This is a genomic window from Kitasatospora sp. MAA4, from assembly GCF_029893355.1.
Lineage (GTDB): Bacteria > Actinomycetota > Actinomycetes > Streptomycetales > Streptomycetaceae > Kitasatospora.
In genome coordinates, this window is sequence record NZ_JARZAI010000009.1 from 130547 (window position 1) to 154561 (window position 24015).

At 69.9% G+C, this 24015-nt stretch carries 23 protein-coding genes; 17 read left to right on the forward strand and 6 right to left on the reverse strand.

The genetic code is table 11. The features are described from left to right. Positions 1–8 precede the first annotated feature (8 nt). The 6 genes from P3T37_RS14640 (at position 9) to P3T37_RS14665 (ending at position 6988) form a co-directional block, all read left to right on the forward strand. A complete protein-coding gene (locus P3T37_RS14640) occupies positions 9–1148 on the forward strand; it encodes a glycerate kinase (RefSeq protein WP_280724038.1) in 1140 nt (379 codons plus the stop codon). Between the two features lie 109 nt (positions 1149–1257). After that, complete coding sequence (allB, locus tag P3T37_RS14645) at positions 1258–2625, forward strand: allantoinase AllB (RefSeq protein ID WP_280724039.1); 1368 nt, start codon at positions 1258–1260, stop codon at positions 2623–2625. Positions 2626–2633: 8 nt separating this feature from the next. Continuing rightward, a complete protein-coding gene (gene alc / locus P3T37_RS14650) occupies positions 2634–3899 on the forward strand; it encodes an allantoicase (RefSeq protein ID WP_280724040.1) in 1266 nt (421 codons plus the stop codon). A 62-nt stretch (positions 3900–3961) separates the two neighbouring features. After that, complete coding sequence (locus P3T37_RS14655) at positions 3962–5422, forward strand: catalase (RefSeq protein WP_280724041.1); 1461 nt, start codon at positions 3962–3964, stop codon at positions 5420–5422. A gap of 253 nt (positions 5423–5675) precedes the next feature. Next, the gene (locus P3T37_RS14660; protein WP_280724042.1) at positions 5676–6425 is read left to right on the forward strand and encodes an IclR family transcriptional regulator C-terminal domain-containing protein; all 750 of its coding nucleotides are present in this window, start codon (positions 5676–5678) and stop codon (positions 6423–6425) included. 182 nt (positions 6426–6607) lie between these two features. Next, complete coding sequence (locus tag P3T37_RS14665) at positions 6608–6988, forward strand: nuclear transport factor 2 family protein (protein ID WP_280724043.1); 381 nt, start codon at positions 6608–6610, stop codon at positions 6986–6988. Between the two features lie 94 nt (positions 6989–7082). Here the strand turns inward: P3T37_RS14665 and P3T37_RS14670 are convergent, their stop codons facing one another. The 4 genes from P3T37_RS14670 to P3T37_RS14685 form a co-directional block, all read right to left on the reverse strand. Next, positions 7083–7622, reverse strand: a complete 540-nt coding sequence (locus P3T37_RS14670) for a putative immunity protein (RefSeq protein ID WP_280724044.1) — start codon at positions 7620–7622, stop codon at positions 7083–7085. A 118-nt stretch (positions 7623–7740) separates the two neighbouring features. Next, positions 7741–8319, reverse strand: a complete 579-nt coding sequence (locus P3T37_RS14675) for an HD domain-containing protein (RefSeq protein WP_280724045.1) — start codon at positions 8317–8319, stop codon at positions 7741–7743. Positions 8320–8357: 38 nt separating this feature from the next. Continuing rightward, entirely contained in the window at positions 8358–8870 is a 513-nt protein-coding gene (locus P3T37_RS14680; RefSeq protein WP_280724046.1) for an NUDIX hydrolase, read from the reverse strand. Next, on the reverse strand, positions 8867–10129 hold the full coding sequence (locus tag P3T37_RS14685; protein ID WP_280724047.1) for an XRE family transcriptional regulator: 1263 nt from the start codon (positions 10127–10129) through the stop codon (positions 8867–8869). Before P3T37_RS14685 ends, P3T37_RS14680 begins: the two co-directional genes overlap by 4 nt. Positions 10130–10350: 221 nt before the next feature. On the opposite strand from P3T37_RS14685, the gene P3T37_RS14690 reads away from it, so the two are divergent. From P3T37_RS14690 to P3T37_RS14710, 5 genes are all read left to right on the forward strand, one after another. Further along, on the forward strand, positions 10351–10791 hold the full coding sequence (locus tag P3T37_RS14690) for an ATP-binding protein (protein ID WP_280724048.1): 441 nt from the start codon (positions 10351–10353) through the stop codon (positions 10789–10791). A 438-nt stretch (positions 10792–11229) separates the two neighbouring features. Beyond that, on the forward strand, positions 11230–11370 hold the full coding sequence (locus P3T37_RS14695) for a hypothetical protein (protein WP_280724049.1): 141 nt from the start codon (positions 11230–11232) through the stop codon (positions 11368–11370). Between the two features lie 10 nt (positions 11371–11380). Continuing rightward, complete coding sequence (locus P3T37_RS14700; RefSeq protein ID WP_280724050.1) at positions 11381–12565, forward strand: cupin domain-containing protein; 1185 nt, start codon at positions 11381–11383, stop codon at positions 12563–12565. After that, on the forward strand, positions 12565–13278 hold the full coding sequence (locus P3T37_RS14705; RefSeq protein WP_280724051.1) for an aldo/keto reductase: 714 nt from the start codon (positions 12565–12567) through the stop codon (positions 13276–13278). Before P3T37_RS14700 ends, P3T37_RS14705 begins: the two co-directional genes overlap by 1 nt. A gap of 394 nt (positions 13279–13672) precedes the next feature. Beyond that, entirely contained in the window at positions 13673–14209 is a 537-nt protein-coding gene (locus tag P3T37_RS14710; RefSeq protein WP_280724052.1) for a hypothetical protein, read from the forward strand. Positions 14210–14280: 71 nt separating this feature from the next. Here P3T37_RS14710 and P3T37_RS14715 read toward each other — a convergent pair whose 3' ends face one another. After that, positions 14281–14715: a CBS domain-containing protein gene (locus P3T37_RS14715; RefSeq protein ID WP_280724053.1), complete on the reverse strand. Its 435-nt coding sequence runs from the start codon at positions 14713–14715 to the stop codon at positions 14281–14283. Between the two features lie 200 nt (positions 14716–14915). Here P3T37_RS14715 and P3T37_RS14720 point away from each other — a divergent pair, with 200 nt between their 5' ends. The 4 genes from P3T37_RS14720 to P3T37_RS14735 all read left to right on the forward strand — a co-directional run bounded on the left by P3T37_RS14720 (position 14916) and on the right by P3T37_RS14735 (position 19599). Further along, positions 14916–15809, forward strand: coding sequence for a metal-dependent hydrolase (locus tag P3T37_RS14720; RefSeq protein WP_280724055.1), 894 nt, complete (start codon positions 14916–14918; stop codon positions 15807–15809). Positions 15810–15879: 70 nt separating this feature from the next. Then, a complete protein-coding gene (locus P3T37_RS14725; protein WP_280724056.1) occupies positions 15880–16962 on the forward strand; it encodes a PDR/VanB family oxidoreductase in 1083 nt (360 codons plus the stop codon). A gap of 10 nt (positions 16963–16972) precedes the next feature. Next, on the forward strand, positions 16973–17803 hold the full coding sequence (locus P3T37_RS14730) for a M24 family metallopeptidase (protein WP_280724057.1): 831 nt from the start codon (positions 16973–16975) through the stop codon (positions 17801–17803). Then, entirely contained in the window at positions 17800–19599 is a 1800-nt protein-coding gene (locus tag P3T37_RS14735; RefSeq protein WP_280724058.1) for an SDR family oxidoreductase, read from the forward strand. Before P3T37_RS14730 ends, P3T37_RS14735 begins: the two co-directional genes overlap by 4 nt. Before the next feature lie 55 nt (positions 19600–19654). Here P3T37_RS14735 and P3T37_RS14740 read toward each other — a convergent pair whose 3' ends face one another. Next, positions 19655–21073 carry a glycosyl hydrolase family 28-related protein gene (locus P3T37_RS14740; RefSeq protein ID WP_280724059.1) on the reverse strand — a complete coding sequence of 473 codons (1419 nt, stop codon included), beginning with the start codon at positions 21071–21073 and terminating at the stop codon, positions 19655–19657. A gap of 412 nt (positions 21074–21485) precedes the next feature. On the opposite strand from P3T37_RS14740, the gene P3T37_RS14745 reads away from it, so the two are divergent. Next, the gene (locus P3T37_RS14745; protein WP_280724060.1) at positions 21486–22520 is read left to right on the forward strand and encodes a glycosyl hydrolase; all 1035 of its coding nucleotides are present in this window, start codon (positions 21486–21488) and stop codon (positions 22518–22520) included. After that, a complete protein-coding gene (locus tag P3T37_RS14750; protein WP_280724061.1) occupies positions 22517–23971 on the forward strand; it encodes a glycosyltransferase family 2 protein in 1455 nt (484 codons plus the stop codon). The genes P3T37_RS14745 and P3T37_RS14750 overlap by 4 nt, the downstream gene beginning before the upstream one ends. Positions 23972–24015: the final 44 nt, after the last annotated feature.

Below are 24015 nucleotides of genomic sequence, written 5' to 3' on the forward strand. Positions count from 1 at the left end.
GCCCCACCATGCCCGCCACCCCCACCCAGGGCCACGTGGTCGTAGCTCCCGACAAGTTCAAGGGCACCCTGGAGGGCGCCGAGGTCGCCGCCCGCCTGGCGGCCGGCATCCGCAGGGTCGCGCCGCATCTGGAGATCCGCGAACTCCCGGTCGCCGACGGCGGCGAGGGCACCCTGGCCGCCGCACTGGCGGCCGGCTTCACCCGGATCCCCGCCAAGGTGGCCGGTCCCACCGGCCTGCCGGTGGACGCCGCGATCGCCGTCAAGGGCGACACCGCCGTGGTCGAACTCGCGCTGGCCTCCGGCCTGGCCCGACTCCCCGGCGGCCGCACCGCGCCGCTGGCGGCCGGCTCCTACGGGGTCGGCCAGCTGATCGGCCGGGCGGTGAGCCTGGGGGCCAAGCGCATCGTGCTGGGCCTGGGCGGCAGCGCCTGCACCGACGGCGGCGCCGGCATGGTCCAGGCGCTGGGCGCCAGTCTGCTGGACTCGGAGGGCGTCGAACTGCCCCCCGGCGGTGCGGCCCTGCGCCGGCTGCACCGCATCGACCCGGTCCTGGTGGCCAAGACGCTCAAGGGCGTCGAGGTCGTGGTGGCCTGCGACGTGGACAACCCGTTGCTCGGCCCGCGCGGTGCCACCGCCGTCTACGGTCCGCAGAAGGGCGCGGACGGCGAGGACCTGCTGGTTCTGGAGGCCGGTCTGACCCGCTGGGCGGACGTGGTCGCGGCCAGTACGGGTGAGGACTTCCGAGACGCCCCCGGCGCCGGGGCCGCAGGAGGGGTCGGCTTCGCCGCCCTGGCCCTGCTCGGCGCCACCATGCGGCCCGGCATCGAGCTCCTGCTCGAACTGCTGGGCTTCGACGAGGCCGTGCGTGGGGCACGCCTGGTCGTGACCGGCGAGGGTTGCCTGGATGCCCAGACGCTCCATGGCAAAGCTCCCGCCGGCGTTGCCGCGGCGGCCACTGGGGCGGGGGTTCCGGTGGCCGCTGTGGCCGGACGGCTCGAACTGTCGGAGAGCGAGTGGCGCGGGGCCGGTTTCGTCGCCGCGTACGCGCTCACCGACCTGGCCGAGCAGCCCGGCGACAGCCTGACCAGGGCCGCGGAACTGGCCGAGGTCGCGGGGGAGCGACTGGCGGCTGACCTGCTGGCGTAGCGGGTCCGCTAGTTTTCGGACAGTAGTACTTTCCTACATTGACGTTTTGTTGAAGGCGGGCCTAGGCTCCGAGCCACCCCCACCTGATACCCCCACTCCGGAGGTCTAGATGCCGCTCAGCGAGCTGCCCGTGGCGACCGCGGTGATCCGCTCCCGCCGGGTGGTCCTCCCCGACGGCGAGCGCCCCGCCGACGTGCTGGTCCGGGACGGGAAGATCGAGCAGATCGCCGCCCACGGCTCGCTGCTGGTCGGCGACGCGCACCTCACCGACCTCGGCGAGGTGGCCCTGCTGCCCGGCCTGGTCGACACCCACGTGCACGTCAACGAGCCCGGCCGCACCGAGTGGGAGGGCTTCGCCACCGCCACCCGGGCCGCCGCCGCCGGCGGCGTCACCACCGTCATCGACATGCCGCTGAACTCCATCCCGCCCACCACCACGGTGGCCGGCCTGGACGCCAAGCGGAAGATCGCCGAGGGCCAGGCCTGGGTCGACCTCGGCTTCTGGGGCGGCGCGATCCCCGGCAACACCGGCGACCTGGAGCCGCTGCACGAGGCCGGCGTCTTCGGCTTCAAGAGCTTCCTGGCCCCCTCCGGCGTGGACGAGTTCCCGCACGTGGAGGCCGCCGACCTGGAGGCCGCGCTCACCGAGCAGGCCCGGATCGGCGCCCTGGCGATCATCCACGCCGAGGACCCCGCCGTGCTGGAGGCCGCCCCGCAGCAGCCCGGCACGCACTACCGCGACTTCCTCGCCTCCCGCCCCGACGACGCCGAAGCCGCCGCCGTGGCACGGCTGTTGGACACCGCGCGGCGCACCGGCGCCCGGGTGCACATCCTGCACGTCTCCTCGGCCGCCGTCCTGCCGCTGCTCGCGCAGGCCCGCGCCGACGGCGTCCAGGTCACCGCGGAGACCTGCCCGCACTACCTGACGCTGGCGGCCGAGGAGGTCCCGGACGGCGACACGGCCTTCAAGTGCTGTCCGCCGATCCGCGACGAGTCCAACCGCGACCTGCTCTGGGCGGCCCTGGCGGCCGGCGAGTTCGTCGCGATCGTCTCCGACCACTCGCCGTCCACGCCGGATCTGAAGCTCCTTCAGAAGTACGGCGGCAGCGGCGACTTCGCCAAGGCCTGGGGCGGCATCGCCTCCCTCCAGCTGGGCCTGCCGGCCATCTGGACCGAGGCCCGCAAGCGCGGCCACGACCTGTCCGACGTGGTCCGCTGGATGTCCGCCGGCCCGGCCTCGCTGGTCGGCCTGACCGGCACCAAGGGCGCCATCGCGGTCGGCCACGACGCCGACCTGGTCGCGTTCGACCCGGACGGCGAGTTCGCCGTCGACCCGGACGCCCTGCACCACCGCAACCCCGTCACCCCGTACGCCGGCAAGACCCTGACCGGCACCGTGCAGACCACCTGGCTGCGCGGCCGCGTGGTGGACGTGGACGCCGAACCGTTCGGCCGGCAGATCCTTCGTACCCGCTGAGGAGCGAGATGAGTACCAGTCAGACCCCGGCCGCTCCCTTCACCGAGCTGGTCAACCTCGCCTCCCGGCTGCTCGGCGCGGGCGTGGTGGCCACCAACGAGGACACCTTCGCCGACGCGGAGAACCTCCTGGTCGCCAAGGCCGCCGAGTTCCGTGCGCACACCTTCGGCCACAAGGGCCAGATCATGGACGGCTGGGAGAGCAAGCGCCGGCGCGGAGTCAGCGCCGAGCAGCCGCACCCCACCGACCAGGACCACGACTGGGCGATCGTCCGCCTCGGCGTGGCCGGCCGGATCCACGGCGTGATCGTGGACACCGCGCACTTCACCGGCAACTACCCGGAGACCGGCTCGGTGCAGGCGGCCTCCATACCCGGCCACCCGTCCGTCGAGGAGCTCGACGCAGCCGAGTGGACCGACCTGGTCCCGCGCACCGCGTTGCAGGGCGACACCGCCCACGCGTTCGAGGTCCAGGACCCGACCCGCTACACCCACGTCCGGCTGAACATCTGGCCCGACGGCGGCGTGGCCCGCCTGCGGGTGCACGGCGAGGTGCTGCCCGACCCGCGCGACCTGGACGGCCTCAGCTTCGACCTGGCCGCCCAGGAGTACGGCGGCGTCGCCGAGGCCGCCTCGGACCGCTACTTCTCCTCCCCGCACAACCTGAACTCTCCGGGCCGCGCCTCCGTCATGGGCGAGGGCTGGGAGACCCGGCGTCGGCGCAACAAGGCCAACGACTGGGTACAGATCGCCCTGGCCGGGGGCGGCGAGGTCCTGGCCGCCGAGGTGGACACCACCCACTTCGTCGCCAACGCCCCCGGCTGGGCCGACCTGGTGGGCTACGACGCCTCCACCGGCGGCGACCCGTCCACTGACGCCGACGGCTGGTTCGAGATCCTGCCGCGCACCCGGCTGCAGCCCGACACCCGTCACCGGCTGCGCCTGGACGTCGGGCGCCCGGTCACCCACGTCCGGATCAACGTCTACCCGGACGGCGGCCTGGCCCGCCTGCGCCTGACCGGCAGGCTCACCGAGGCCGGCCGCGCCGCCCTCGCGCTGCGCTGGTTCAACGCGCTGCCCGCCGCCGAAGCCGTCCAGGCACTCACCGAGGCCGGCCTGGCCGGCGCCGAGGCGACCACCCTCGCCGCGGCCCGCCCGCTCGCCGCCCCGGCCGACGTCACCGCCGCCGTGACGGCCCTGCAGCCCGCCGACGGCCCCGACGGCACCGAGACCTCCCGCCGGGCCGCCGCGATCTGGCGCCTGCTGGGCGTCTGACGCTTCCGAAGCGTCCTCAATCGTCTCTCCACGCACCGCCTCTCTTTCCGAAGGACCGCGCTATGTCCAAGATCCTGACCACCGAGTCCGGCGCGCCGATCGCCGACAACCAGAACTCGGCCTCCGCCGGCGAGTACGGCCCGCTGCTCATCCAGGACCAGCAGCTGCTGGAGAAGCTCGCGCGCTTCAACCGCGAGCGCATCCCGGAGCGCGTGGTGCACGCCCGCGGCTCGGGCGCGTACGGCTACTTCGAGGTCACCGACGAGGTCTCGCAGTTCACCCGCGCCAACTTCCTTGCCTCGGTGGGCAAGCGCACCGAGGTCTTCCTGCGCTTCTCCACCGTCGCGGGCAACCTCGGCTCCAGCGACGCGGTGCGTGACCCCCGCGGCTTCGCGCTGAAGTTCTACACCGAAGAGGGCAACTACGACCTCGTCGGCAACAACACCCCGGTGTTCTTCATCAAGGACCCGATCAAGTTCCCCGACTTCATCCACTCGCAGAAGCGTGACCCCTTCACCGGGGTCCAGGAAGCCGACAACGTCTGGGACTTCTGGGCGCACTCGCCGGCCTCCACCCACCAGATCACCTGGCTCTTCGGCGACCGCGGCATCCCGGCCTCGTACCGCCACATGAACGGCTACGGCTCGCACACCTACCAGTGGGTCAACGAGGCGGGCGAGGCCTTCTGGGTCAAGTACCACTTCAAGACCAACCAGGGCATCCGCTCGCTGGACGGCGACCAGTCCGCCGAGGTGCTGGGCGCGGACGCCGACAGCCACCAGCGTGACCTGCACCAGGCCATCGAGCGCGGTGTGTTCCCGTCCTGGACCCTCTACGTCCAGCTGATGCCGGTGGCCGAGGCGGCCGACTACCGCTTCAACCCGTTCGACCTCACCAAGGTCTGGCCGCACAGCGACTACCCGCTGCAGAAGGTCGGCCGCCTGGTTCTCAACAAGAACCCGGAGAACGTGTTCGCCGACGTCGAGCAGTCCGCCTTCTCGCCGAACAACTTCGTGCCCGGCATCGGCGCGTCGCCCGACAAGATGCTCCAGGGCCGGCTCTTCGCCTACGCGGACGCCCAGCGCTACCGCCTCGGCGTCAACCACACCCTGCTCGCCGTCAACGCCCCCAAGGCGACCGAGGCGAACAACTACGGCCGCGACGGCCTCTCGGCCGTCAACAAGTCCGGCCGCGGCAAGAACTACGAGCCCAACTCGTACGACGGCCCCGCCCAGACCGACAACGCGCTGTCCGCGCCGGTGGCCCTGAACGGCCACACCGGCACGTACACCACCCCCGCGCACACCAAGGACGACGACTTCTTCCAGGCGGGCGAGCTGTTCCGCCTGATGTCGGCCGGTGAGCAGGAGCGCCTGATCAACAACATCGCGGGCTTCCTCGCCCAGGTGACGCGCGACGACATCGTCGAGAAGAACCTCGCACACTTCCACGCGGCCGACGAGAACTACGGTCGCCGCCTGGAGGCCGCCGTCGCCAAGCTCCGCGCCGGCGACGAGGGCTGACCCCCTCTCCAGTCTCTCTGACGAACCCTCAGACGTGCTCCTCCCCCGCTGCTTTGGGGGAGGGGCACGTCGTCATGTTTCCGGCTCGCTCCCTCTGGTAATGCTCCTGGCATATGCCATTCGCTCAATACCCGTCACCTGCGGGAATCTCTCCCGACCAGGGGGTGCAGAGGGCGCGCGATGGATAGTCTGAGGGTGGTACCAGGAGCGGAAAGGGGAGGCCATGCCGGCACGCGGCCAAGGTCGTCAGATCATGCTCGACCAGGGTGAGTCCGGACCGCACGCCGCTCTGCGGCGCGCCCTGCGCCTGCTGGAGGTCGCGGACCGCCACTCCGGAGGTGCCGCCTTCGGGGACTTCGTCCGGGAGACCGGCCTGCCCGCCACCACCGTCAGGGAGTTGATCGCGATCCTCGCAGCCGAGGGCTACCTCCAGGCGCTCGACGGCGGCTGGGTGCTCGGCGGTACGTTCGCGATGCTCGGGCAGTCCAACCGGGAGCAGCTGATCCGGATCAGGCTCAACCACAAGCTCGCCGAACTGCGCGACGAGCTCGGCGCAGCCGTCTACTTCAGCCGCTACTACGACGGCGAGCTGACGGTCGAGGCAGTCGCCTTCGACGAGACCGCGCCCGCCGTGCACGAGTGGGTGGACTTCAAGGCGACGGCGCACGCCAGCGCGATCGGCAAGTGCCTGCTGAGCCAGCTCGACCACGACGGCCGCCTCGACCACCTCTCCCGCCACCCGATTGCCCGGCTCACCTCACGCACCATCACCGACACCGAGCAGCTGATGCACCGCCTGGAGCGCCAGCCCGCCACCATGCCGGTCCTCGACCTCCAGGAGTACGCCCTCGGCACCGTCTGCGCCGCCGTCCCCGTCACAGCGGGCGACACCGTCGGCTGCCTCGCCATGTCCCTCCCCGCCGACAACGCCCACCGCCTGCGCGCCGCAGCCGAGTTGCTCGCGGAGCGGGCCGCGCCGCTGATGCTGGCGATGGCCGTCTGAGCGCAGCTTCCGGGACCGACACCGCGCAGGTCGACACCGGCCGCCGACAGAGCACCGGGTTGCGGGCGGTCGGCTCAGCTGCCTAGCGTGGTTGCGTGGGGAGGAGAAAACCGCCGGGCAGGTCGGTGTCGTGGGGCATCCCGCCGAACTCACTCCTGCCCGCCGGAGAAAGGGCCATAACGATGGAGGCGAGGGTTGCCCGGGCTCTGCTGGACCGGCACTGGGCCGCATCGAACAGCGGTGACGCGGACGCGGAACACGACATCTACGCCGACGACGTCATCGTCGAGTACCCGCAGTCCGGCGAGGTCATCCGCGGCAGGAGCAACATCCAGGCACTGCGTACCCAACATCCCGCGGTCCGGACCTTCACCGTGCGCAGGATCCTCGGAGCCGGCGATCTCTGGGTGACCGAATTCGTGCTCACCTATGACGGCAAGCCCACGCAGACGGTGAGCATCATGGAGTTCTCGGCAGGACGCGTGGTGAGGGAGACGCAGTACTTCGCGGACCCGTTCGACCCGCCGGCCTGGCGGTCGCAGTGGGTCGAACCTGGGGAGTGATCCGCCAGTGGGGCTGATGTCTCACGGAGCCCGCGCGGTCCGCGTCCGCGAAGGCCCCCCTGTATCGCCGCAGCTTCGCGCGCAGGCGTGTCCTTCAGAAACGGCTGCGGAGGGCCGCATCCAGATCGCGGAGCAGTTCCCCGACGCGGCCTCCACCAGAAGGTGCTGCGGGGTAGCGCCTGAGCACGTCAACGAGGACTGGTGCCGCCCGCCGGCGAGCTTGCTCAATGTGATCAGCACCGACATCTCGATCATTGCCCGCCGTAAGTTCAGCCGCTCTCGCCGCGTGGGCGGTTGCCCCCAGGATGTGCTTCACCTGGTGAGCGTCGGCCAGTGGATGCAGGTACGCAGCGGATGCCGCGCACATCGCTGCTCGCGCTGCATCGCCTGCGGCTGCGGTGCCTGCGTCGCGTGCAGCCTTGTGCGCCGCCCACCCGGTATCGCGCAGTAACCTCCCCCGTTCGCCACCTCGAGCGAACGTCCACGCGGCGTTGATCGCGTCGCGAGGCCGCGAGTCGGCCGGGTGTGCTCTCTCAAAGATCTCCAGGACCTCCTGCGCGCTCTCGGCGGCATAACTGGTGACCTCACGAAGGTCCTGCCTGCTCAGAATGATCTCGCCGGTTTCGTTGACCACGGGCTGCATCCTGGTCCACCGCACTGGCACACCGCCACTCAGCTACATGTGTTCTGCGTCAGCGTCCGGCATCCCGGTCGCCGAGCTGTCGTCATGACCGGACGGCGACCCCGACTTCCTACCTCAGGTAGGTCTGCTGCCACTCGATCGAGGTCATGGTCAGCGCCGCCTCGGCGAGGGCCTGCGCGGAAGCGGTCTTCAACTTGCTGATGCTGGAGTCGATCCAGGGCTGCACGTTCTGGTAGCCCTGCTCGCGGTACTCGACGGCCTGGACCAGGCATTCGAGCTTGTCCGCGTCATGCGCGCAGACCACCTCAAGGCTGCTGCCGTGCTCGTACTCCTCAACGATCCGCTGGACACCCGAGACCACGGACGGGTGCGAGGACGACACCTGGTCGGCGGTCACGCTCTCGTTGGACGCCGCTTCGAGGTACCGCCGGCCGATGTGCGGGATGTCGCTGACACGGGTCTCCTGCGTGTCGTGGAAGAGGCAGAGCAGCGCCACCTTCGCTGGATCCGCTCCCTCCATCATCGCCAGCACGGCCCCGACGATCCCGGTCCTGAAGGAGTGCTCGGCAATCGTCTCCGGATCCTTCACCCCGGCGATCCACCAGCCAGACCGCTTGGCCCGCTTGAGCATCCCCATCTCCAGCAGGAACCCTGCGGTGCCCTTCGCCTGCTCCGTCTCGTCCGACATCTGGTGCCTCCAGTCAATCCCTTGGCCGGGCAGGTCGTTCACCAACCGGCGTACCCGTCGCGAAGGTAGCGCGGACGCCCATCCGTGAGCGCCTGCATCGCCGCGTCGAACCGGGGTTGAAGCCTCGACCGCAGCTGCGCGCGGACCTCGGCGGCTGGCGTGAAGACGGCTTCGGACAGCTCGTGGTCGTGCGGCCGGACCGCAGCCGCCTGGGCCTCAGTGAGCGTGCCGCCGTCGAAGACGAAGGCCAGCTGATCGTCCCAAGGGCCGTGCGGAGAAACCCAGTCCACGACCAGCAGCCCTCGCAGTTCCACGCGAAGCCCGAGCTCCTCGCGCAGCTCGCGCGCTGCCGCCTCGTCCGGCGGCTCGTTGGCCTCCGCCATCCCGCCGGGGAGGTCCCAACCCTCCTTGTAGGTCGGGTTGACGATCAGCACCCGCCCCTGGGGATCGCGGAGGATCACATCAGCCGCCACGCGCTTCCGGGCCTGGCGCGCGTTGCCCTCGGCCAGGTAGGCGTTCCAGGCCGCGGGGTCAGCGGGTGTCGGCCTCATGATGAACCTCCCCGAGAGGGCGGGACGATGTCGGCGAGCAGAAGCATCCTCGTCCTGCGCGCGTCGTCGAATAGTGCCAGGTATTCCCGCACGGGTGTATACCCGAGGTGCTGCTCAAGCAGCCGACGAAGGTCGTCGAGCTGACGGACGACACGAATCGAACCGAGCGAGGCGCAGGTGGCCAGGAGCTGGTGGCCGACACCTACGGCGGAGCCCAGGTCCTTCCGCTTGGCATGAATGCGCGCGAGAGTGATTCTGGACAGAGCCAGCGAGCGTGCTCGACTCTCTTCGCGCAAGGCTACTGCGTGCTCGGCACGGCCAAATGCGGTGTCGAGTCGGCCCAGGTCCTGATAGGCGAGTGCCGACTCGCTTGCGAGAGTGGCTTCGTCGAACGGGCTCAGCCATGGGTGAGCGTCCTGCGCCCGCTCGGTGAGCGCGTGCTCGGCTTTCCCCAAAGCACGCTCTGCGGCTGTAATTTGCCCTGTGGCAGCCAGTGCCCTTGCCTGCATCGTGTGGAGGCGGGCTGACAGGCTGGGCAGATGCGGTCCACCACGGGAGAAATCGAGCCCTGCCAGGGCCCAGTGCGCTGCCTCTGCCGCATCATCGGTCTGCAACGCCAAATGGCTCGTGCTTGCAGCGATATGAGCAGCCAACGGGAAATCCCCCGAGGCCCGAGCGAGTGGCAGTGCGCGAGCGAAATGCTGGTGAGCAAGGTCGTCGATGCCGCTATCGTGCGCCATCCAACCAGCCATCTCTGTAAGAGCTGCTGCCGCTGCGAACACCTGCGGTCCACTTGCGATATTTACCAGGCGAGGTGCCACCTGACTGGAGAGGTGATGCACGACCGCGCCGTACAGGCGACCGCCCCCGCTCTGACGGTCGGCGTGTCGGAAGGCATCCATAGCCGTGAGGTCGTCGGCGTCCGCCGTGGCTCCTGAAGCGGGGAACTGGCGTGGGGACGTGGCTGGCTGCTCCCAAGGCCGTCGGGCGAGCCCCAGCAGTTGGCCCGGGATGTGGAAGGCATCGGCGATCTGTTCGAACATCGTCAGTTTCTCGACCCGTGTCCGGCCGTTCATGTAGTCGTAGAGCCGACCCTGAGTGATCTCGACTGCGCCAGCGATCCGCCTGGTGCTGGCACCTCGAAGTTGGAGCAGTCGGAAGATCCTTCCCATGTCGCGATCCCTACACGCGGACAACAGGCGTTCGTCATCAAGAAGACCGGCGATGATCTCTCGTAGATCAGGCTGACGCTCCGACAAGTCAGCTCCTCTGAAAGCGTTTTCTCGATGATAGGTCCCGTGGCTCTCTGGCGACTCCAAGTTGAGGTCACTGCTGTGGAGTCCCCGAGCCTCCACCGGACCTCGTTGACTGACTAAGCCCCCGGAAGGTGGCCGATCTGATCCCCAACTGCAATTGGACCTGTGGTAGCTGCGGCAAGTAGTAGGCCTGCGTACATCAGTTCAACCCTGAGGAGTCCACCGTGTCCCCCCAACACCCCGCTCTCCTGGACGAATTCCATGTCGTCCTCGGCGACGACGCCGTCCGCCGTGCTCGGGAGCGCATCGCCGACGCGGCCGTCGGCGCAGGGCTTCCGCTGTCGCGAAGCGCGTTGGCGGACGCGAAGCTCTGTGCGAGTGAGACGATCACCAACGCCCTGCTTCACGCGGGTGGTGAGTGCCGGGTGCGCGTTGAGTGGACCGGGTGGCAGCTGCGGGTGGCGATCGCGGACCGCTCGGTGCGACTGCCGTCGGTATTGCCCGCAACGGTGGGGCAGACCACGGGACGTGGGCTCGCGCTCGTGGATGCGTTTGCGTGTTCGTGGGGCTGGGAGTCGACTCAGCTCGGGAAGGTGGTCCACTTCCTCATCACGGCGGACGAGGCCGAACCGCCCGCTATAGCAGCGCAGTTGGCAGCTGCATGATGCCCAGTGAACGGTTGCCGAAACTGCCTCATGCAGACGATCGGCAGCAGAAGGTCGTGGACAAGGCGGTCAGGGACAGCCGTGAGGCCCTCGCCGACGGCGGCGGTGCGGAGTACGCACCCCGATACGAGTCCTGGCCCACTTGCTCGTGTCCTCAGCATTGCGATCAGGATGTCGCGCCGGCTCGGTAGCTGCCAGCCGGCGCCTGACCAAGAACTTCCTCCCTGCCCACTGAGGGCTGGGGAGGGATCGGCGCCGCCGGCCCTTTCGACGCTGGTCGGCGGGGCCGGAACCCTGCAGCAGGGCCCGCACCGGTCTTCGTTTGGCGCGGGCATGTGCAGGCGTGGTGCGAGCGCCCGACACCCTCGGAGTGACTCGTGCCGAACCAGCAGTGGGGCCAGGCAACCGGCCTGCCCTCGTACCCCGAAGGAGTGCTTCATGCCCGACAACCTCACCACCAGTACCGAGCCGGAGGGCGACGGCCTGCTCGTCTCCCGTACCAAGGTCGCCGCGGCCCGCTCGCGTGGCGAGCAGCCCTCGGACGGCGGCTCCACCGGCCGTTCCGACGGCAACGACTGACGGCTTTCCCATGACCGCCGAGCAGTTCTCGGTGGTTGAGCGTCTGGGTGGGGATGACTTCCTCGCCCGGACGCTCGGCCGCAGCTTCAAGGTCGTACGCGGCGATGTCGCGTCACTCGCCGGACTGCTGAGCTGGGATGACCTCAACTCCATCCTGACCCACCACCGGTTCGAAGCCCCCCGCCTGCGTCTCGCAGCCGATGGCGAGCAGCGTCCCATCCATCTGTACTCCCGGCCGCTGGTCACCCGGCGGAGCACCGTGTGGCACCAGCTCCAACCGTCGGAGCTGCACAAGCAACTGGCCGACGGCGCCACGCTGGTCCTGGACGCCGTCGACGAACTCCACGCCGGCATCGGTGCTCTCGCCGCCCAGCTGGAGCGCTGGCTGCGGACGGGCGTCCAGGTCAACCTGTACGCCTCGTGGACCGGCATCGAGGGCTTCGGCGTCCATTGGGACGATCACGACGTCGTGGTGGTCCAGCTCGACGGCGCCAAGCGCTGGCGCCTGTACGGGCCGACCCGCATCGCACCGATGCACCGCGACGTCGATGTGCCGGAACCCCCTCCCGAGGAGCCGGTGGCCGACCTGGTGCTGAACGCTGGTGACGTGCTCTACCTGCCTCGCGGCTGGTGGCACGCCGTCGCGGCTTCCGAGGGCCAGCACTCCCTGCACGTCACCTGCGGACTGCAGAGCACGACCGGAGCGGACCTGATTACCTGGCTGTCGGAGACTCTGCGTGCACAGGAAGTCGTCAGGTCCGACGTTCCGCGCTTCGGCGCCGCCGCCGAGCAGCGGGCGTTCCTCGACGCGCTCGGCAGGCTCGTCGTCGCCGAACTGGAGAGCGCTGACCTGGTCACGCGCTTCGCCGCTACGCGCGACGCGACCGAGCGGGTTCGGCTCATTCCGTCGCTGCCGTACATCACAGTGGCTCCGCCGGACCCGGACCTTCGCGTACGCCTGGTCACCGCCCGCGCCTCACTCGTAGCCGGTTCCGACAACACCGTGCGGCTGGTGGCGGGCGGCGAGGAGTGGACCTTCGCCGCGAAGGCCGGTCCAATGCTCGCCCGCCTCGTGGGCGGGGTGCCCCAGCGGTTGGCCGACCTGGCCCAAGCCGCCGGCATCACTCTGCCGCAGGCGGCCGGTATGGTGACGGAACTCGTCGCGGGCCAGGTCGCCGCGATCGGAGGAGCATGATGAGCACTCGGCTGGGTCTGGGCACCTACCGCTGCGCCGACGTGTGCCAGGCCGCCGCGATGGCCGCGTCGCAGGGTGCCGACTGGGTGGACACCGCGCCCAACTACGAGAGCGGCCAGGCGGAGAGGTCGCTCGCCACCGTCCTTGCCCTGTATCCGGACCTCCACGTCTCGACCAAGGTCGGCTTCGTACCGGACAGCGCCAAGCGCCTCGGCGTGCAGGCCGGTGCGCTGTCCGGCGAGGGCGCCGAGCGAGGTCACTGCCTGGCCCCCGCCTACGTCGCCTGGCAGGTCGCGCGCAGCAAGCGGCGGCTGGGCCGCGCGCCAGACCTGGTGTTCCTGCACAACCCGGAACACCACTGCGCCGACAAGGACATTGCGGACCGGATCTGGGCGGCGTTCCTCGCTCTGGAGGACGCGTGCAGTAACGGGACTGTCAGCGCCTACGGCGTCGCGACATGGCGCGGCTTCAGCAGCGGCCTTTTCGACGTGGCGACTCTGCCCGAACTCGCCTCCAAGGCCAGCGCCCGCAGCACCACCTTCGGGCCATTCAACTCCCCATCTCACTGGTCCATCTGGCACCCGTCGCGCACGCACTCGACGGCCACGGTGTCCTGGTCGACGCGGTCGCGGCGGAGCTGGAGGTCTTCGCCTCTGCCCCGCTGCACTGCGGCGAGGTTCCCGGCATGGTTACTCGGGAGCTGTCCGAACTGATCAGTCCGGGTAGAACACCAGTCCAGTCAGCCTTGCGACGCAGTTGGTCAACCGCCGCTGTCCCCGGAGACGTTGAGAAGGATCACGGATGTACTCGGAACCTGAGCCCGGCACCGCCAAACGCATGCGCGAGACGCACGCGGCGGCAGCCGCCGCTCTCCGCTCAGCGCCGGTCGGGTCTGACGAGGCATGGGGCTGGCGAGGACGCACCCTGAGTCGTGCGGTCTCCACGCCGCTCGGCGCAGGGTGGCTCCGACTGGTGTGCGCTCCGGCCGACAAAGCTGGCGGAAAGCTCTGGGAAGGGCCGCAGGAGGCTGAGCGCTCCATGCCTTCCGCGGTTCCCCGCCCTCGCCTACGCGATCGGCGTGCCTGGACCGAAGGCGACTACGGCTACTTGGCTGAGCTGTACGACAGAGTCACCGACCGGACCGTCACCGCCGAGGGACCCATCCTCCGGACCGTCCCCGATCTGGACGAGGCCTGGTGGTCCGGGCTGAGCACCGCGGTCGACCTCATTGCCGAGGTCCCCACCGAGCGGGTGGCGGTCCGCCAGGAGTACCTGGACCGGGCCATGCCGCACTACCTGGGCGTCTCCCTCGACACCACCGTCCCCGCCTGGTCGACGGCTCACGGCGACCTGCACTGGGCCAACCTCACCGGACCGCAGCTCACGCTTCTCGACTGGGAGGGCTGGGGAATCGCCCCCGCCGGCTACGACGCCGCACTTCTGCACGCCTACAGCCTCCTCGTGCCCGAGACCGCAGCCGAGGTGCGACACCGCCTCGGACACGTACTCGACACCCCCGTAGGCCGATTCGCCGAGCTCGTTGTCATCACCGAACTGCTGCAGGCCACCACCCGAGGCGACCACCTCGCACTGGAAGATCCACTGCGTGCGCGCCTCATTTGCCTGCTGGGCCGGGTCCACTGAGTGAGCCGACGTACGGCGGGGCCGGTTGAGAGGTGATCTCCCAACCGGCCCCGCCCGTCTGTCACTCAGCCTCAGTGGCTGGTGTAGACGCTGTCCATGAAGGCGAGGATCTGCTCGTCGGTGAGGCGGTGGCCTTCGCGGTGGCCGTGGGCGAGGTCGGCTTCGCTGATCATGCCGACGAGCATGTCGTTGTCGATCACCGGCATGCGGCGGATCTGGTGCTTCTCCATCTTCTTCAGGACCATGTCCATCGAGTCGTCGGCGCGGACGCAGTGCAGGTGGCCACTGAGCTCCATCGCCTTCATCGTCTTGGGGTCCTTACCCTCGGCGATACATCGGGTGATGATGTCGCGGTCGGTGATCATGCCCTTGAGCTTCTTGTCCTCGCCGCAGATGGGGAGGGCACCGACGCCCATGTCCCGCATCATCCGTGCGGCGTCCATGAGGGTCTGGTTGGCGTCGATGCACTGGGCTCCGCTGTGCATGATGTCGCGCGCCATGATCATGGGATTGCTCCTTCGCTTGCCGAAAGTATCGGTTCCATCACCGTAGGTGCCTGGCGGGATGGTCGCGAGTGGAGAGCGGCGATAAGGGAAGCGTTATTAGACTGTGCGTTGATAAGAATGGTCGAAACCCTTGTGGCCCGCCGTACCCGCCAGTAGTTTGAGGTGCTGCCACCACCCCCGCAGGTCAGGAGGGTCCCCCCATGCCCGGTACCGGAAGCGCCCCAGAGGTGCACGACAACCTCGTCCTGGAGCCGCGCGACGTGCGGTTCGACTGGTCGCGGCTGCCGCTGCACTGGATCCCGGACGAGCCGTTCGCCACCCACACCATCAACGTGCTGCACCTGTTGCTCCCGGAGGGTGAGCGCTGGTTCGTCCGGGTCTTCAAGGAGGCGCTGCCGCTGATCACGGACGAGCAGCTGCGTGAGGAGGTGCTCGGCTTCATCGGGCAGGAGGCGATCCACGCCCAGGCGCACGAGGAGGTGCTGGAGCACCTGCTCGCGCAGGGGCTCGACCCGCGCCCGTACGTCCGGCAGCTCGAATGGCTCTTCCAGCGGGTGCTGGGCGAGAGGCCGGGGCTCAGCGCCCGGGCCCGGCGCGAGAACGTGATCGAGCGGGTGGCCTTCGTGGCGGCGATCGAGCACTTCACCGCGTTCCTCGGCAACTGGGCGCTCAACTCGCCCGGCCTGGACCGCGCGCAGGCCGACCCGACGATGCTGGACCTGCTGCGCTGGCACGGCGCCGAGGAGGTCGAGCATCGCAGTGTGGCGTACGACCTGATGGTCCACCTGGACCCGGGCTACCTGCGGCGGATCCGCGGGATGGTGGTCTCCGGGCCGCTGCTGGTGCGCCTGTGGGTGCGCGGCGTGCGCTTCCTGCTGGCGGCTGACCCGACGCTGCGCGGGCGGGTCAGGCCCAGCTGGCGGGCGGCGCGGGCGGCCGCCCTGCGCGGGATGCTGCCGGACCCGGTGCAGTCGCTGCGGTCCGGCCTGCGCTACCTCAAGCCCGGCTACCACCCGACCCAGGAGGGCTCCAGCGCACAGGCGTTGAGCTACCTCGCGACCTCTCCGGCCGCCCGCGCCGCCGTCACTCGCTGAGCCCGCTGAGCCCGCTGAGCCCGCTGAGCCCGCTGAGCCCGCTGAGCCCGAGCCCCGGAGTACCCGTCCCATGGACCGCACCAACCCGCAAGCGCCGCCCGACCTCTACGGTCGCCCGCAGGCGGACCCCTTCATGCGCCGCCTGACCGCCTTCGGCGACCGCTACACCCCCGCGCTGGGCAGCCGAGGCCTGCGCCGCAACCCGCGGCTGCCCGCGCCGAGGGCGCTGCCCGCGCTGGTCCTGGTGGTCACCGGCCACCGGCCGGTCGCCGAGGACGTGGTCGAGCTGCGGCTGGCCGACCCGTCCGGCGGCGTGCTGCCCGGCTGGCAGCCCGGCGCGCACCTGCGGCTGACGCTGCCCTCTGGCCGTGAGCGGCACTACTCGCTCTGCGGCGACCCGGCCGACCGCACGTCCTACCGGATCGCGGTGCGCCGACTGGCGGACGGCGGCGGCGGTTCGCGGGAGATCCACGACGAGTTGCACCTGGGCGTCCGGCTCACCGTCCGGCGCCCGCGCAACGGGTTCCCGTTCTGCGGTGAGCAGCGGCTGCTGCTGCTGGCCGGCGGGATCGGCGTGACGCCGCTGCTGCCGATCGCTCGGGAGGCCCAACGGCGCGGCCTGGACTGGCACTTGGTGTACGCCGGACGAACCCTCGCAACCATGCCGTTCGTCGAGGAGTTGCGCGCGCTGGCCCCCGAGCGGGTCACCCTCCTGGTCGGCCGGATACCCAGCGGGGCGGAACTCCTGGAGTCGGCCCGCCCCGGCAGCGCGGTGTACTGCTGCGGCCCGGCCCCGATGCTCGCCGCCGTGCAGCGGGCGCTGGACGAATCGCCCGCCGGCACGCTGCACTTCGAGCGCTTCGCCGCCGCGCCGATCACCGACGGCAAGCCGTTCACCGTCCAACTCGGCGCGGACGGACCGACCTTGGACGTCCCGGCGGACCGCTCCGCGCTGGACGTGCTGCGCGAGGCGCGGCCCGACCTGCCGTACTCCTGCCACCAGGGCTTCTGCGGCACCTGCCGGCTCCACGTCCTGTCCGGCACTCCCGAACACCGCGACCGCCGGCTGACCTCCGAGGAACGGGCGGACGGCGCCCTGCTGCCCTGCGTCTCCCGGGCCGCCGAGGGCGACCGCCTCGTCCTGGACATCTGAGGAGCACTCCATGCAGACCTTCCCGTTCAGTGCCCGGGACCTCGACCGCTTCCGCGAGGTCCAGCAACTCGCCTACCGCTGCGCCGAGCAGGTCGCCGCCTGGATCGAACCCGGGGTGACCGAGCGGCAGGCCACCGCCAAGCTGCGGCGCTGCCTGGTGGCCGAGGGTGTACAGGACTTCTTCCACATCCCGTTCGCCTGGTTCGGCGACCGGACCGCCTTCCGGCACTTCCACACCCCGCTGCAGTTCTTCGCCGGCGGCCGGGTGCTGCGCGAGGGCATGCCGTACGTGCTCGACTGCGCGCCGGTGGTGGACGGTTACACCGCCGACATCGGCTACGGCGGCAAGGTCGGCGCCAACCCGATCTGGGACCGGCTGGCGCTGGACCTCCAGATCTACCGGGAGTTGATCCTTCGCGAGGTGCGCGCCCGCAAGCCGTTGAACGAGGTCTACGCGGCCGTGGACGCGCAGATCGCCGCGCACGGCTACGACAACCGCCACCAGGTCTACCCTGGACGGGTGATCGGCCACCAGGTGACCCGGACCGTCAGCCGGGGACCGGCCGGGGTGAACGTCCTCGGCTTCGGGGTGCGCACCCTGCAGACCCTCGGGCGCGAGCTCATCAGCGAACGCCTGCACGGACGTTCGCCGCTCTGGGCGGACGGCCGGTCCTCTGCTCACGCGCCCACTCCGGGCCTGTGGGCGGTGGAGCCGCACATCGGCTTCCGCGAGGTCGGCATCAAGTTCGAGGAACTGCTGGTGGTCACCGAGGACGACGCCTACTGGCTCGACGACGACCTGCCGCACGTGCGGCGCTGGACCCTGGAGGCAGCCGCATGACGACCGACGCAACCGACGCGACAGGCTCGACCGACGCCCACGCCACCCGCCGCCGCACCGTGCACTCGGCCGGCGTCGCCCTGGCGGTGTTCGAGCAGGGCGACCCGCAGGCCCCCACCCTGCTGCTGGTGCACGGCTACCCGGACACCCACCGGGTCTGGGACGACGTCGCCGCCGACCTGGCCGCCGACCACCACGTGGTGCGCTACGACGTGCGCGGCGCAGGGGAGTCGGGGGTGCCGGCCCGGCGCGAGGAGTACCGCCTGGAACTGCTGGCGGCCGACCTCCTCGCGGTGGCCGACACGGTCAGCCCGGACCGTCCGGTGCACGTGGTCGCCCACGACTGGGGCTCGCTGCAGTCCTGGGAGGCCGTCACCGAGCCCGGCGCCGAGCGCCGGATCGCCTCGTACACCACGATGTCCGGACCGTGCCTGGACCACATGGGCTTCTGGATCCGCCACCGGCTGCGCCGGCCCACCCCGCGGCACCTGCGCCAACTGCTGGTCCAGGGCGCGCACTCCTGGTACATCACCGCCTTTCACCTGCCCTTCCTGGCGCCGGCGACCTGGCGCTTCGGACTGGCGCGGGCCTGGCCGCGGGTGCTGAACGACCTGGAGGCGGTCACTCCGCGCCCGGACCACCCGCAGCTGACGCTTCGTCAGGATGCGATCCGGGGAATCGAGTTGTACCGCGCCAACATGCGGCCGCGGCTGCGCCACCCGCGCGAGCGGCCGACCGAGATCCCGGTGCAGCTGGTCACGCTGACCCGCGACCGCTACGTCAGCGGTTTCCTGTCCGAGGGCCTGGAGCGCTGGGTCCCGCGGCTCACCCGGCGCGAGCTGAACGCCACGCACTGGTCCGCGCTACTGGAGAAGGGGGCCGTGGTGGCCGGGATGGTACGGGAGTTCACGGGCCGGATCGAGTCCGGCGAGTCCGGCGAGTCCGGCGAAGCGGGCGAAGAGGGTGAAGAGGGTGAACACCTGCGCAACGGTGGCTCGTTGGTGGTCGTCACCGGTGGCGGCAGCGGGATCGGCCGGGCCACCGCACTGGCATTCGCCGAGCAGGGCTCCCGCGTGGTGGTCTGCGACCTCGACCTCGCCGCCGCCCAGCGCACCGCCGAACTCGCCTCCCTGCTGGGCCCGGTGGCCACCGCCTACCAGGTGGACGTGAGCGACGGGCCGGCCGTGGACGCCTTCGCGCTGACCGTCGCCGCCGCGCACGGGGTGCCGGACGTGCTGGTCAACAACGCGGGCATCGGCCACTCGGGGACCTTCCTGCAGACCACCGAGAAGGAGTGGCAGCGGGTCCTGGACGTCAACCTCTGGGGCGTGATCCACGGGTGCCGGGCGTTCGGCACGCTGATGGCCGAGCGCGGGGAGGGCGGCCACATCGTCAACCTGGCCTCGGCGGCGGCCTACCTGCCGTCCAAGATGCTGGCCGCCTACGCCACCAGCAAGGCAGCCGTCCTGATGCTCTCCGACTGCCTGCGCGCCGAACTCGCCCCGACCGGCATCGGGGTGAGCGCGATCTGCCCCGGCATCGTCAACACCAACATCACCCGGACCTCGACCTTCTCCGGCCTGTCGGCCGCGGAGCAGGCCGCCAAGCAGGCCCGCGCCTCGAAGCTCTACGCCCGCCGGGGGTTCCCGCCGGAGAAGGTCGCCGCCGAGATCGTCCGCGCGGTCCGGACCCGCAAGCCGGTCGTCCCGGTCACCTTCGAGGCGAAGGCGGCCCGGCTGATCGGCCGGATCTCCCCCGGCCTGCTCCGACTGGCCGCTCGGCTCGACCTGGGCTGAGCGCGGGGCCGCGGGGCAGCCGCGACGCCTGGCGCGGTTCCTCGCGGAACCCCTCTCAGTAGCCCTTGGTGAAGTTGACCACGTACCACTTAGCGGTCGTGGCGTTGTAGATCGCGGTGAGGAAGTCCCGCTTGTTGGGCGTGGTGGTGAGCGTGGTGGAGGAGATGGTGGTGCCCAGGCCGAACGCGGAACTGAGGATGAGGGCGCGGCTTCCGGTGCCGTCCTGGATGAGTTCCCAGGTGATGCGCTGCCCGTCGATGGAGTTGGTGGGTGTGCCCAGGGTTCTGTTGCCCTTGAGGGTGACGCGGAAGAGGTTTCCCAGCGCGGCGTTGGTGGCGATGGTGGCGGCGTCGGTGAGTGTGACGGGGGCCGGGTTGACCTTGGAGTCGACGTAGTCCTTGCGCGTCAGGTGCTCGGCCGACGTCGGTGAGGCGGTGGTGGAGACGTTGCCCTCGTAGTAGGCGGAGTTCGAGCCGTAGACGAACCCGCTGGCCACCGTGCCGCCGGCGGTGTCGTTGACGACATTGGTGTAGCCCGCCAGTGACAGGGGTTTGACGTTGCTGCAGTCGCCGAGGGTGGCCGAGCAGCCGGCGTCGACCGTGATGGAGTTGACCGCCGAGACGGCGGGGGTGTTCTCGGCGAATCCGAGGATGCTGACCGCCCGGGCGGCACCGGTGACCCAGATGCTGATGTTGGGGCTGTTGTAGGTGAAGGAGTTGTACAGGCCGACACCGATCGCGGCGTTGATCTTCCAGCTGTAGCCGTTGTATCCGGTGCCGCGGTTGACCGCGGATTCGGCGCCGCATCCGGTGAAGCTGATGCCCTGGGTGCCGATGCCGGTCACCTCGTAGCCGATGCCGCAGTAGTCGGCCGCGCAGCCGACGAAGGAGCAGTAGGCCATGGTGTCGATGTGGAAGCCGGCGTTGGTGATGGTGTCGGCGTAGCAGGAGACGAACGAGCAGCTGGTCCCCGCGGCACCTCCGGAGACGCCGTGGATGTTCCAGCCGTGGTTGCCGTTGTTGGCCGAGGTCACGCCCTCGAATGTGGAGACGATCGGGTTGGACAGGTCGATTCCGCTGTCGCCGAAGAACTTCACGGTCATCCGTGCGAATGCCAGCGAGACGGTCGCCGGGTTGGCGGATCGCGTGAGGGCGATCCCTATGCCGCTACCGCTACCCGGCCCTTGGAAGGTGAGATCCCGGATGGTCAACCGGGTGATGTCCGAGCCGCCCAGCCCGTTGGCAGTGGTGCTGCTCTGGGCGATCACCGAGGAGCCGTCACTGACGCCCTCCAGGATCAGGTTGGAGCGGGCCACCAGCACGGAGGAGATCTTGTAGGTGCCCGCGGGGAAGACGACTGTTCCGCCGGAGGAAGGAACAGCGTTGACGGCGGTCTGGATGGCGGTGGTGTCGTCGGTGACGCCGTTGCCGGTCGCGCCGTAGTCCAGGACGTTGAACCAGTAACTTGTGGCCATGACGGTCTCCGTTCACGCTCGTATCGGCGGTGGAAGGCGCGGCAGCTGGGACCAGCGGGTTTCACCCGGCCCTGTACAGGACGTCAGGAACGCGCACGGACACGTTTGTTCAACGCCCCTCGATGCGGGTGCGAGTTCGTATCCATACTCAAGGTAGGGAATAGGGAACTCACCGTAAAGGGTTTTTGCTGAATCAGTCCTGATTCGTCCGAATGTGCGAATGATAGGCGTACTAACCGCTTTCGCTTCCGCTCTCCGACGCATCCTCTCGCTCGTCTTTCGGCGTGCCACCAGCCGGGTTCGCCAGGTGCGCGGCATCCTGGGCCGGTGAGGGCGGATCGATGACGCGAGCACTCGCCCAGGCGAGCCCTGGGCGCTTCAAGGATGCGGCCGGCACAACAGGGCGACGAACATGAGGGCCTGGACGTGGCTGACTCTGCTGGCCCTGGTCCTGGCCGGCACGGGTATGGGTGAAGCCTCGCGGGAGACGAGTTCCTTCACGGCTCGCAAGGTCACCACTGGAGCCTATATCCCCGACCCCGTTGGGGATCCGGCCGGATGGCACGGCCAACTGGACTCCTACGACGCCTTGGTGGAGCACCGGCCGAGCGTGGTGCAGTGGTACGTCCAGTGGCAGGGGCGCCAGCCGTTCCCCACCTCGGACGCCGCCTACGTCCGCTCACGCCACCAGGCGCCCCTCATCACGTGGGAGTCCTGGGACTGGACCGGCGGCGCGAACCAGCCCGCCTACGCTCTGTCGAACATCCTCGCCGGTAACTTCGACGACTACATCACGCAGTGGGCGACCGACGCGAAAGCCTTCGGCAGCACCGTCTACCTGCGCTGGGGCGCGGAGATGAACGGGAACTGGAACCCGTGGGACCCGGGAATCAACGGGAACACCACCGCGCAGTACGTGGCGACCTGGAAACACATCCGCGCCCTCTTCACCTCGGTCGGCGCCACCAACGTGAAGTGGCTGTGGACGCCGGTCAACCAGTACACCAACTCGACGGCCCTGTCCGACGTCTACCCGGGCGACGAGTCCGTGGACCTGGTGGGCGTCGACGGCTACAACTGGGGCACCTCCCAAAGCTGGAGCACCTGGCAGACCTTCACCGAGGTCTTCGACCCCACCATCGCCACGATCCGCACCCTCACCACCAAGCCACTGTGGCTCACGGAGGTCGGCTGCACCGAGCTGGGCGGCGACAAGGCCGCCTGGATCACGGCGATGTTCGCCGCCATCGCCGGCGACACCCGGATCAGCGCACTGCTGTGGTTCAACGCCGAGAAGGAGACCGACTGGCGCATCTGGTCCTCCCTCCCAGCGCTGAGCGCCTTCCGGACCGGCATCGCGTCCCCGCTCTACACCTCCGCGCCCAGCAGCGCCGGCCGCAGCACCGCACCGACCCCACCCCAACCGATGCCGAGGAGACATCAGTGAGCCGAATCGGACCGACGCGGAGGCAGACGCGCAAGGAGGCGCGCGGGCCCGCGTTCGTACGTAGACCCAGAAACCTGACCCGCGAGGGCCACACGAAGCCGGGACACGTTCCCGACCTGCGGCACGCGGGGCCGGGCCGGATCGTCGTGCTGGTGCCCGCCCACAACGAGGAAGCGCTCATCGGCGAAACCCTGGAATCGCTCGCGGCCCAGACCAGACCCCCGGACGAGATCATCGTGGTCGCCGACCGCTGCACCGACCTCACCTCTGACATCAGCACCGCGCACGGCGCGAAAGCCGTCAAGACGGTCGGCAACACCCAGGACAAGGCGGGCGCGCTCAACCAGGTCCTGGCCGGGCTGCTGCCCCAACTGTCCGACGAAGACGCCGTCATGGTGATGGACTCCGACACCTCACTCTCCCCCCAGTTCATCGCCGAGGCGGCCCGGCGCCTGTACCACCAGGAGCCCGACCAGGCGCCCATCGGCGGCGTCGGCGCCATCTTCTTCGGCCACCCCCTGCGCGGCCTGGTCTGCCACCTGCAGAACAACGAGTACGTGCGGTACGCGCGCGAGCTCCACCGCCGCCACGGCCGCGCCGACGTCCTGACCGGCACCGCCTCCCTCTACCCCGTCCACTCCCTGCGCCAGGTGCACCGGGCGCGCATCGGCGGCCTCCTGCCCCGGGGTGCGGACGTCTACGACGTGCAGTCGCTGACCGAGGACAACGAACTGACCCTGGCGCTCAAGCACCTGGGCTACCGCTGCGTGTCACCGTGCGCCTGCATCGTGGGCACCGAACTCATGCCCACCTGGTCGCGGCTGTACTACCAGCGGCTGCGCTGGCAACGCGGCGCCCTGGACAACCTCAAGGCCTACGGCCTCACCCGCGTCACCCTGCCCTACATCTGCCGGCAACTGCTCACCTACCTGAGCGTGGCCTTCGTCCCCTTCTTCCTCACCGTCCTGCTCTACCAAACCGTCACCAAGGGCTTCCCCGGGTGGCCGTGGTTCTGGCTCGCGATCACCGCCGTCGCCGCCTTCGAACGCGTCTGGGCCACCAAGCGCGGCGGATGGAAGGCCCTGCTCCTCGCCGTCCTGATCGTGCCGGAAGTCCTCTTCGACCAGTTCCTCAACGTGGTCTACACCAAAGCGCTCATCGACATACTGACCGGCGCCGGCGCCAGCTGGGAACGCGCTCACAGCCGCGGCCGCCGCCTACGCGAAGCGATCACCGCAACGGTGGGCTTCGCACTCCTGCTGGCCGCCGTCGTGGGCCTGGCCCTCGCCTGCATCGCCCTCGGCATCGCCTGGACCCTGATCGCGGCCTTCGTGCTGTGCGGCGTCGCAGCGGCCACCGTGCGTCTCAGCCGCCTCCATCCCCTTGGACTGCTGCTGTCTCTGCCCAGTGGTGAGCAGATGCACGGCGAGATCCCACCTTGGCACCAGTGAGCTGGTCCCGTCGGCTTCCCGCCGCCCCGAGCAGTGCGATCGCG

Coding starts and splice junctions, on each gene's coding strand:
- P3T37_RS14640 (WP_280724038.1), top strand. CDS start 9: ATGCCCGCCACCCCCACCCAGGGCCACGTGGTCGTAGCTCCCGACAAG.
- allB (WP_280724039.1), top strand. CDS start 1,258: ATGCCGCTCAGCGAGCTGCCCGTGGCGACCGCGGTGATCCGCTCCCGC.
- alc (WP_280724040.1), top strand. CDS start 2,634: ATGAGTACCAGTCAGACCCCGGCCGCTCCCTTCACCGAGCTGGTCAAC.
- P3T37_RS14655 (WP_280724041.1), top strand. CDS start 3,962: ATGTCCAAGATCCTGACCACCGAGTCCGGCGCGCCGATCGCCGACAAC.
- P3T37_RS14660 (WP_280724042.1), top strand. CDS start 5,676: ATGCTCGACCAGGGTGAGTCCGGACCGCACGCCGCTCTGCGGCGCGCC.
- P3T37_RS14665 (WP_280724043.1), top strand. CDS start 6,608: ATGGAGGCGAGGGTTGCCCGGGCTCTGCTGGACCGGCACTGGGCCGCA.
- P3T37_RS14675 (WP_280724045.1), bottom strand. CDS start 8,319: ATGTCGGACGAGACGGAGCAGGCGAAGGGCACCGCAGGGTTCCTGCTG.
- P3T37_RS14680 (WP_280724046.1), bottom strand. CDS start 8,870: ATGAGGCCGACACCCGCTGACCCCGCGGCCTGGAACGCCTACCTGGCC.
- P3T37_RS14695 (WP_280724049.1), top strand. CDS start 11,230: ATGCCCGACAACCTCACCACCAGTACCGAGCCGGAGGGCGACGGCCTG.
- P3T37_RS14700 (WP_280724050.1), top strand. CDS start 11,381: ATGACCGCCGAGCAGTTCTCGGTGGTTGAGCGTCTGGGTGGGGATGAC.
- P3T37_RS14705 (WP_280724051.1), top strand. CDS start 12,565: ATGAGCACTCGGCTGGGTCTGGGCACCTACCGCTGCGCCGACGTGTGC.
- P3T37_RS14715 (WP_280724053.1), bottom strand. CDS start 14,715: ATGATCATGGCGCGCGACATCATGCACAGCGGAGCCCAGTGCATCGAC.
- P3T37_RS14720 (WP_280724055.1), top strand. CDS start 14,916: ATGCCCGGTACCGGAAGCGCCCCAGAGGTGCACGACAACCTCGTCCTG.
- P3T37_RS14725 (WP_280724056.1), top strand. CDS start 15,880: ATGGACCGCACCAACCCGCAAGCGCCGCCCGACCTCTACGGTCGCCCG.
- P3T37_RS14730 (WP_280724057.1), top strand. CDS start 16,973: ATGCAGACCTTCCCGTTCAGTGCCCGGGACCTCGACCGCTTCCGCGAG.
- P3T37_RS14735 (WP_280724058.1), top strand. CDS start 17,800: ATGACGACCGACGCAACCGACGCGACAGGCTCGACCGACGCCCACGCC.
- P3T37_RS14740 (WP_280724059.1), bottom strand. CDS start 21,073: ATGGCCACAAGTTACTGGTTCAACGTCCTGGACTACGGCGCGACCGGC.
- P3T37_RS14745 (WP_280724060.1), top strand. CDS start 21,486: ATGAGGGCCTGGACGTGGCTGACTCTGCTGGCCCTGGTCCTGGCCGGC.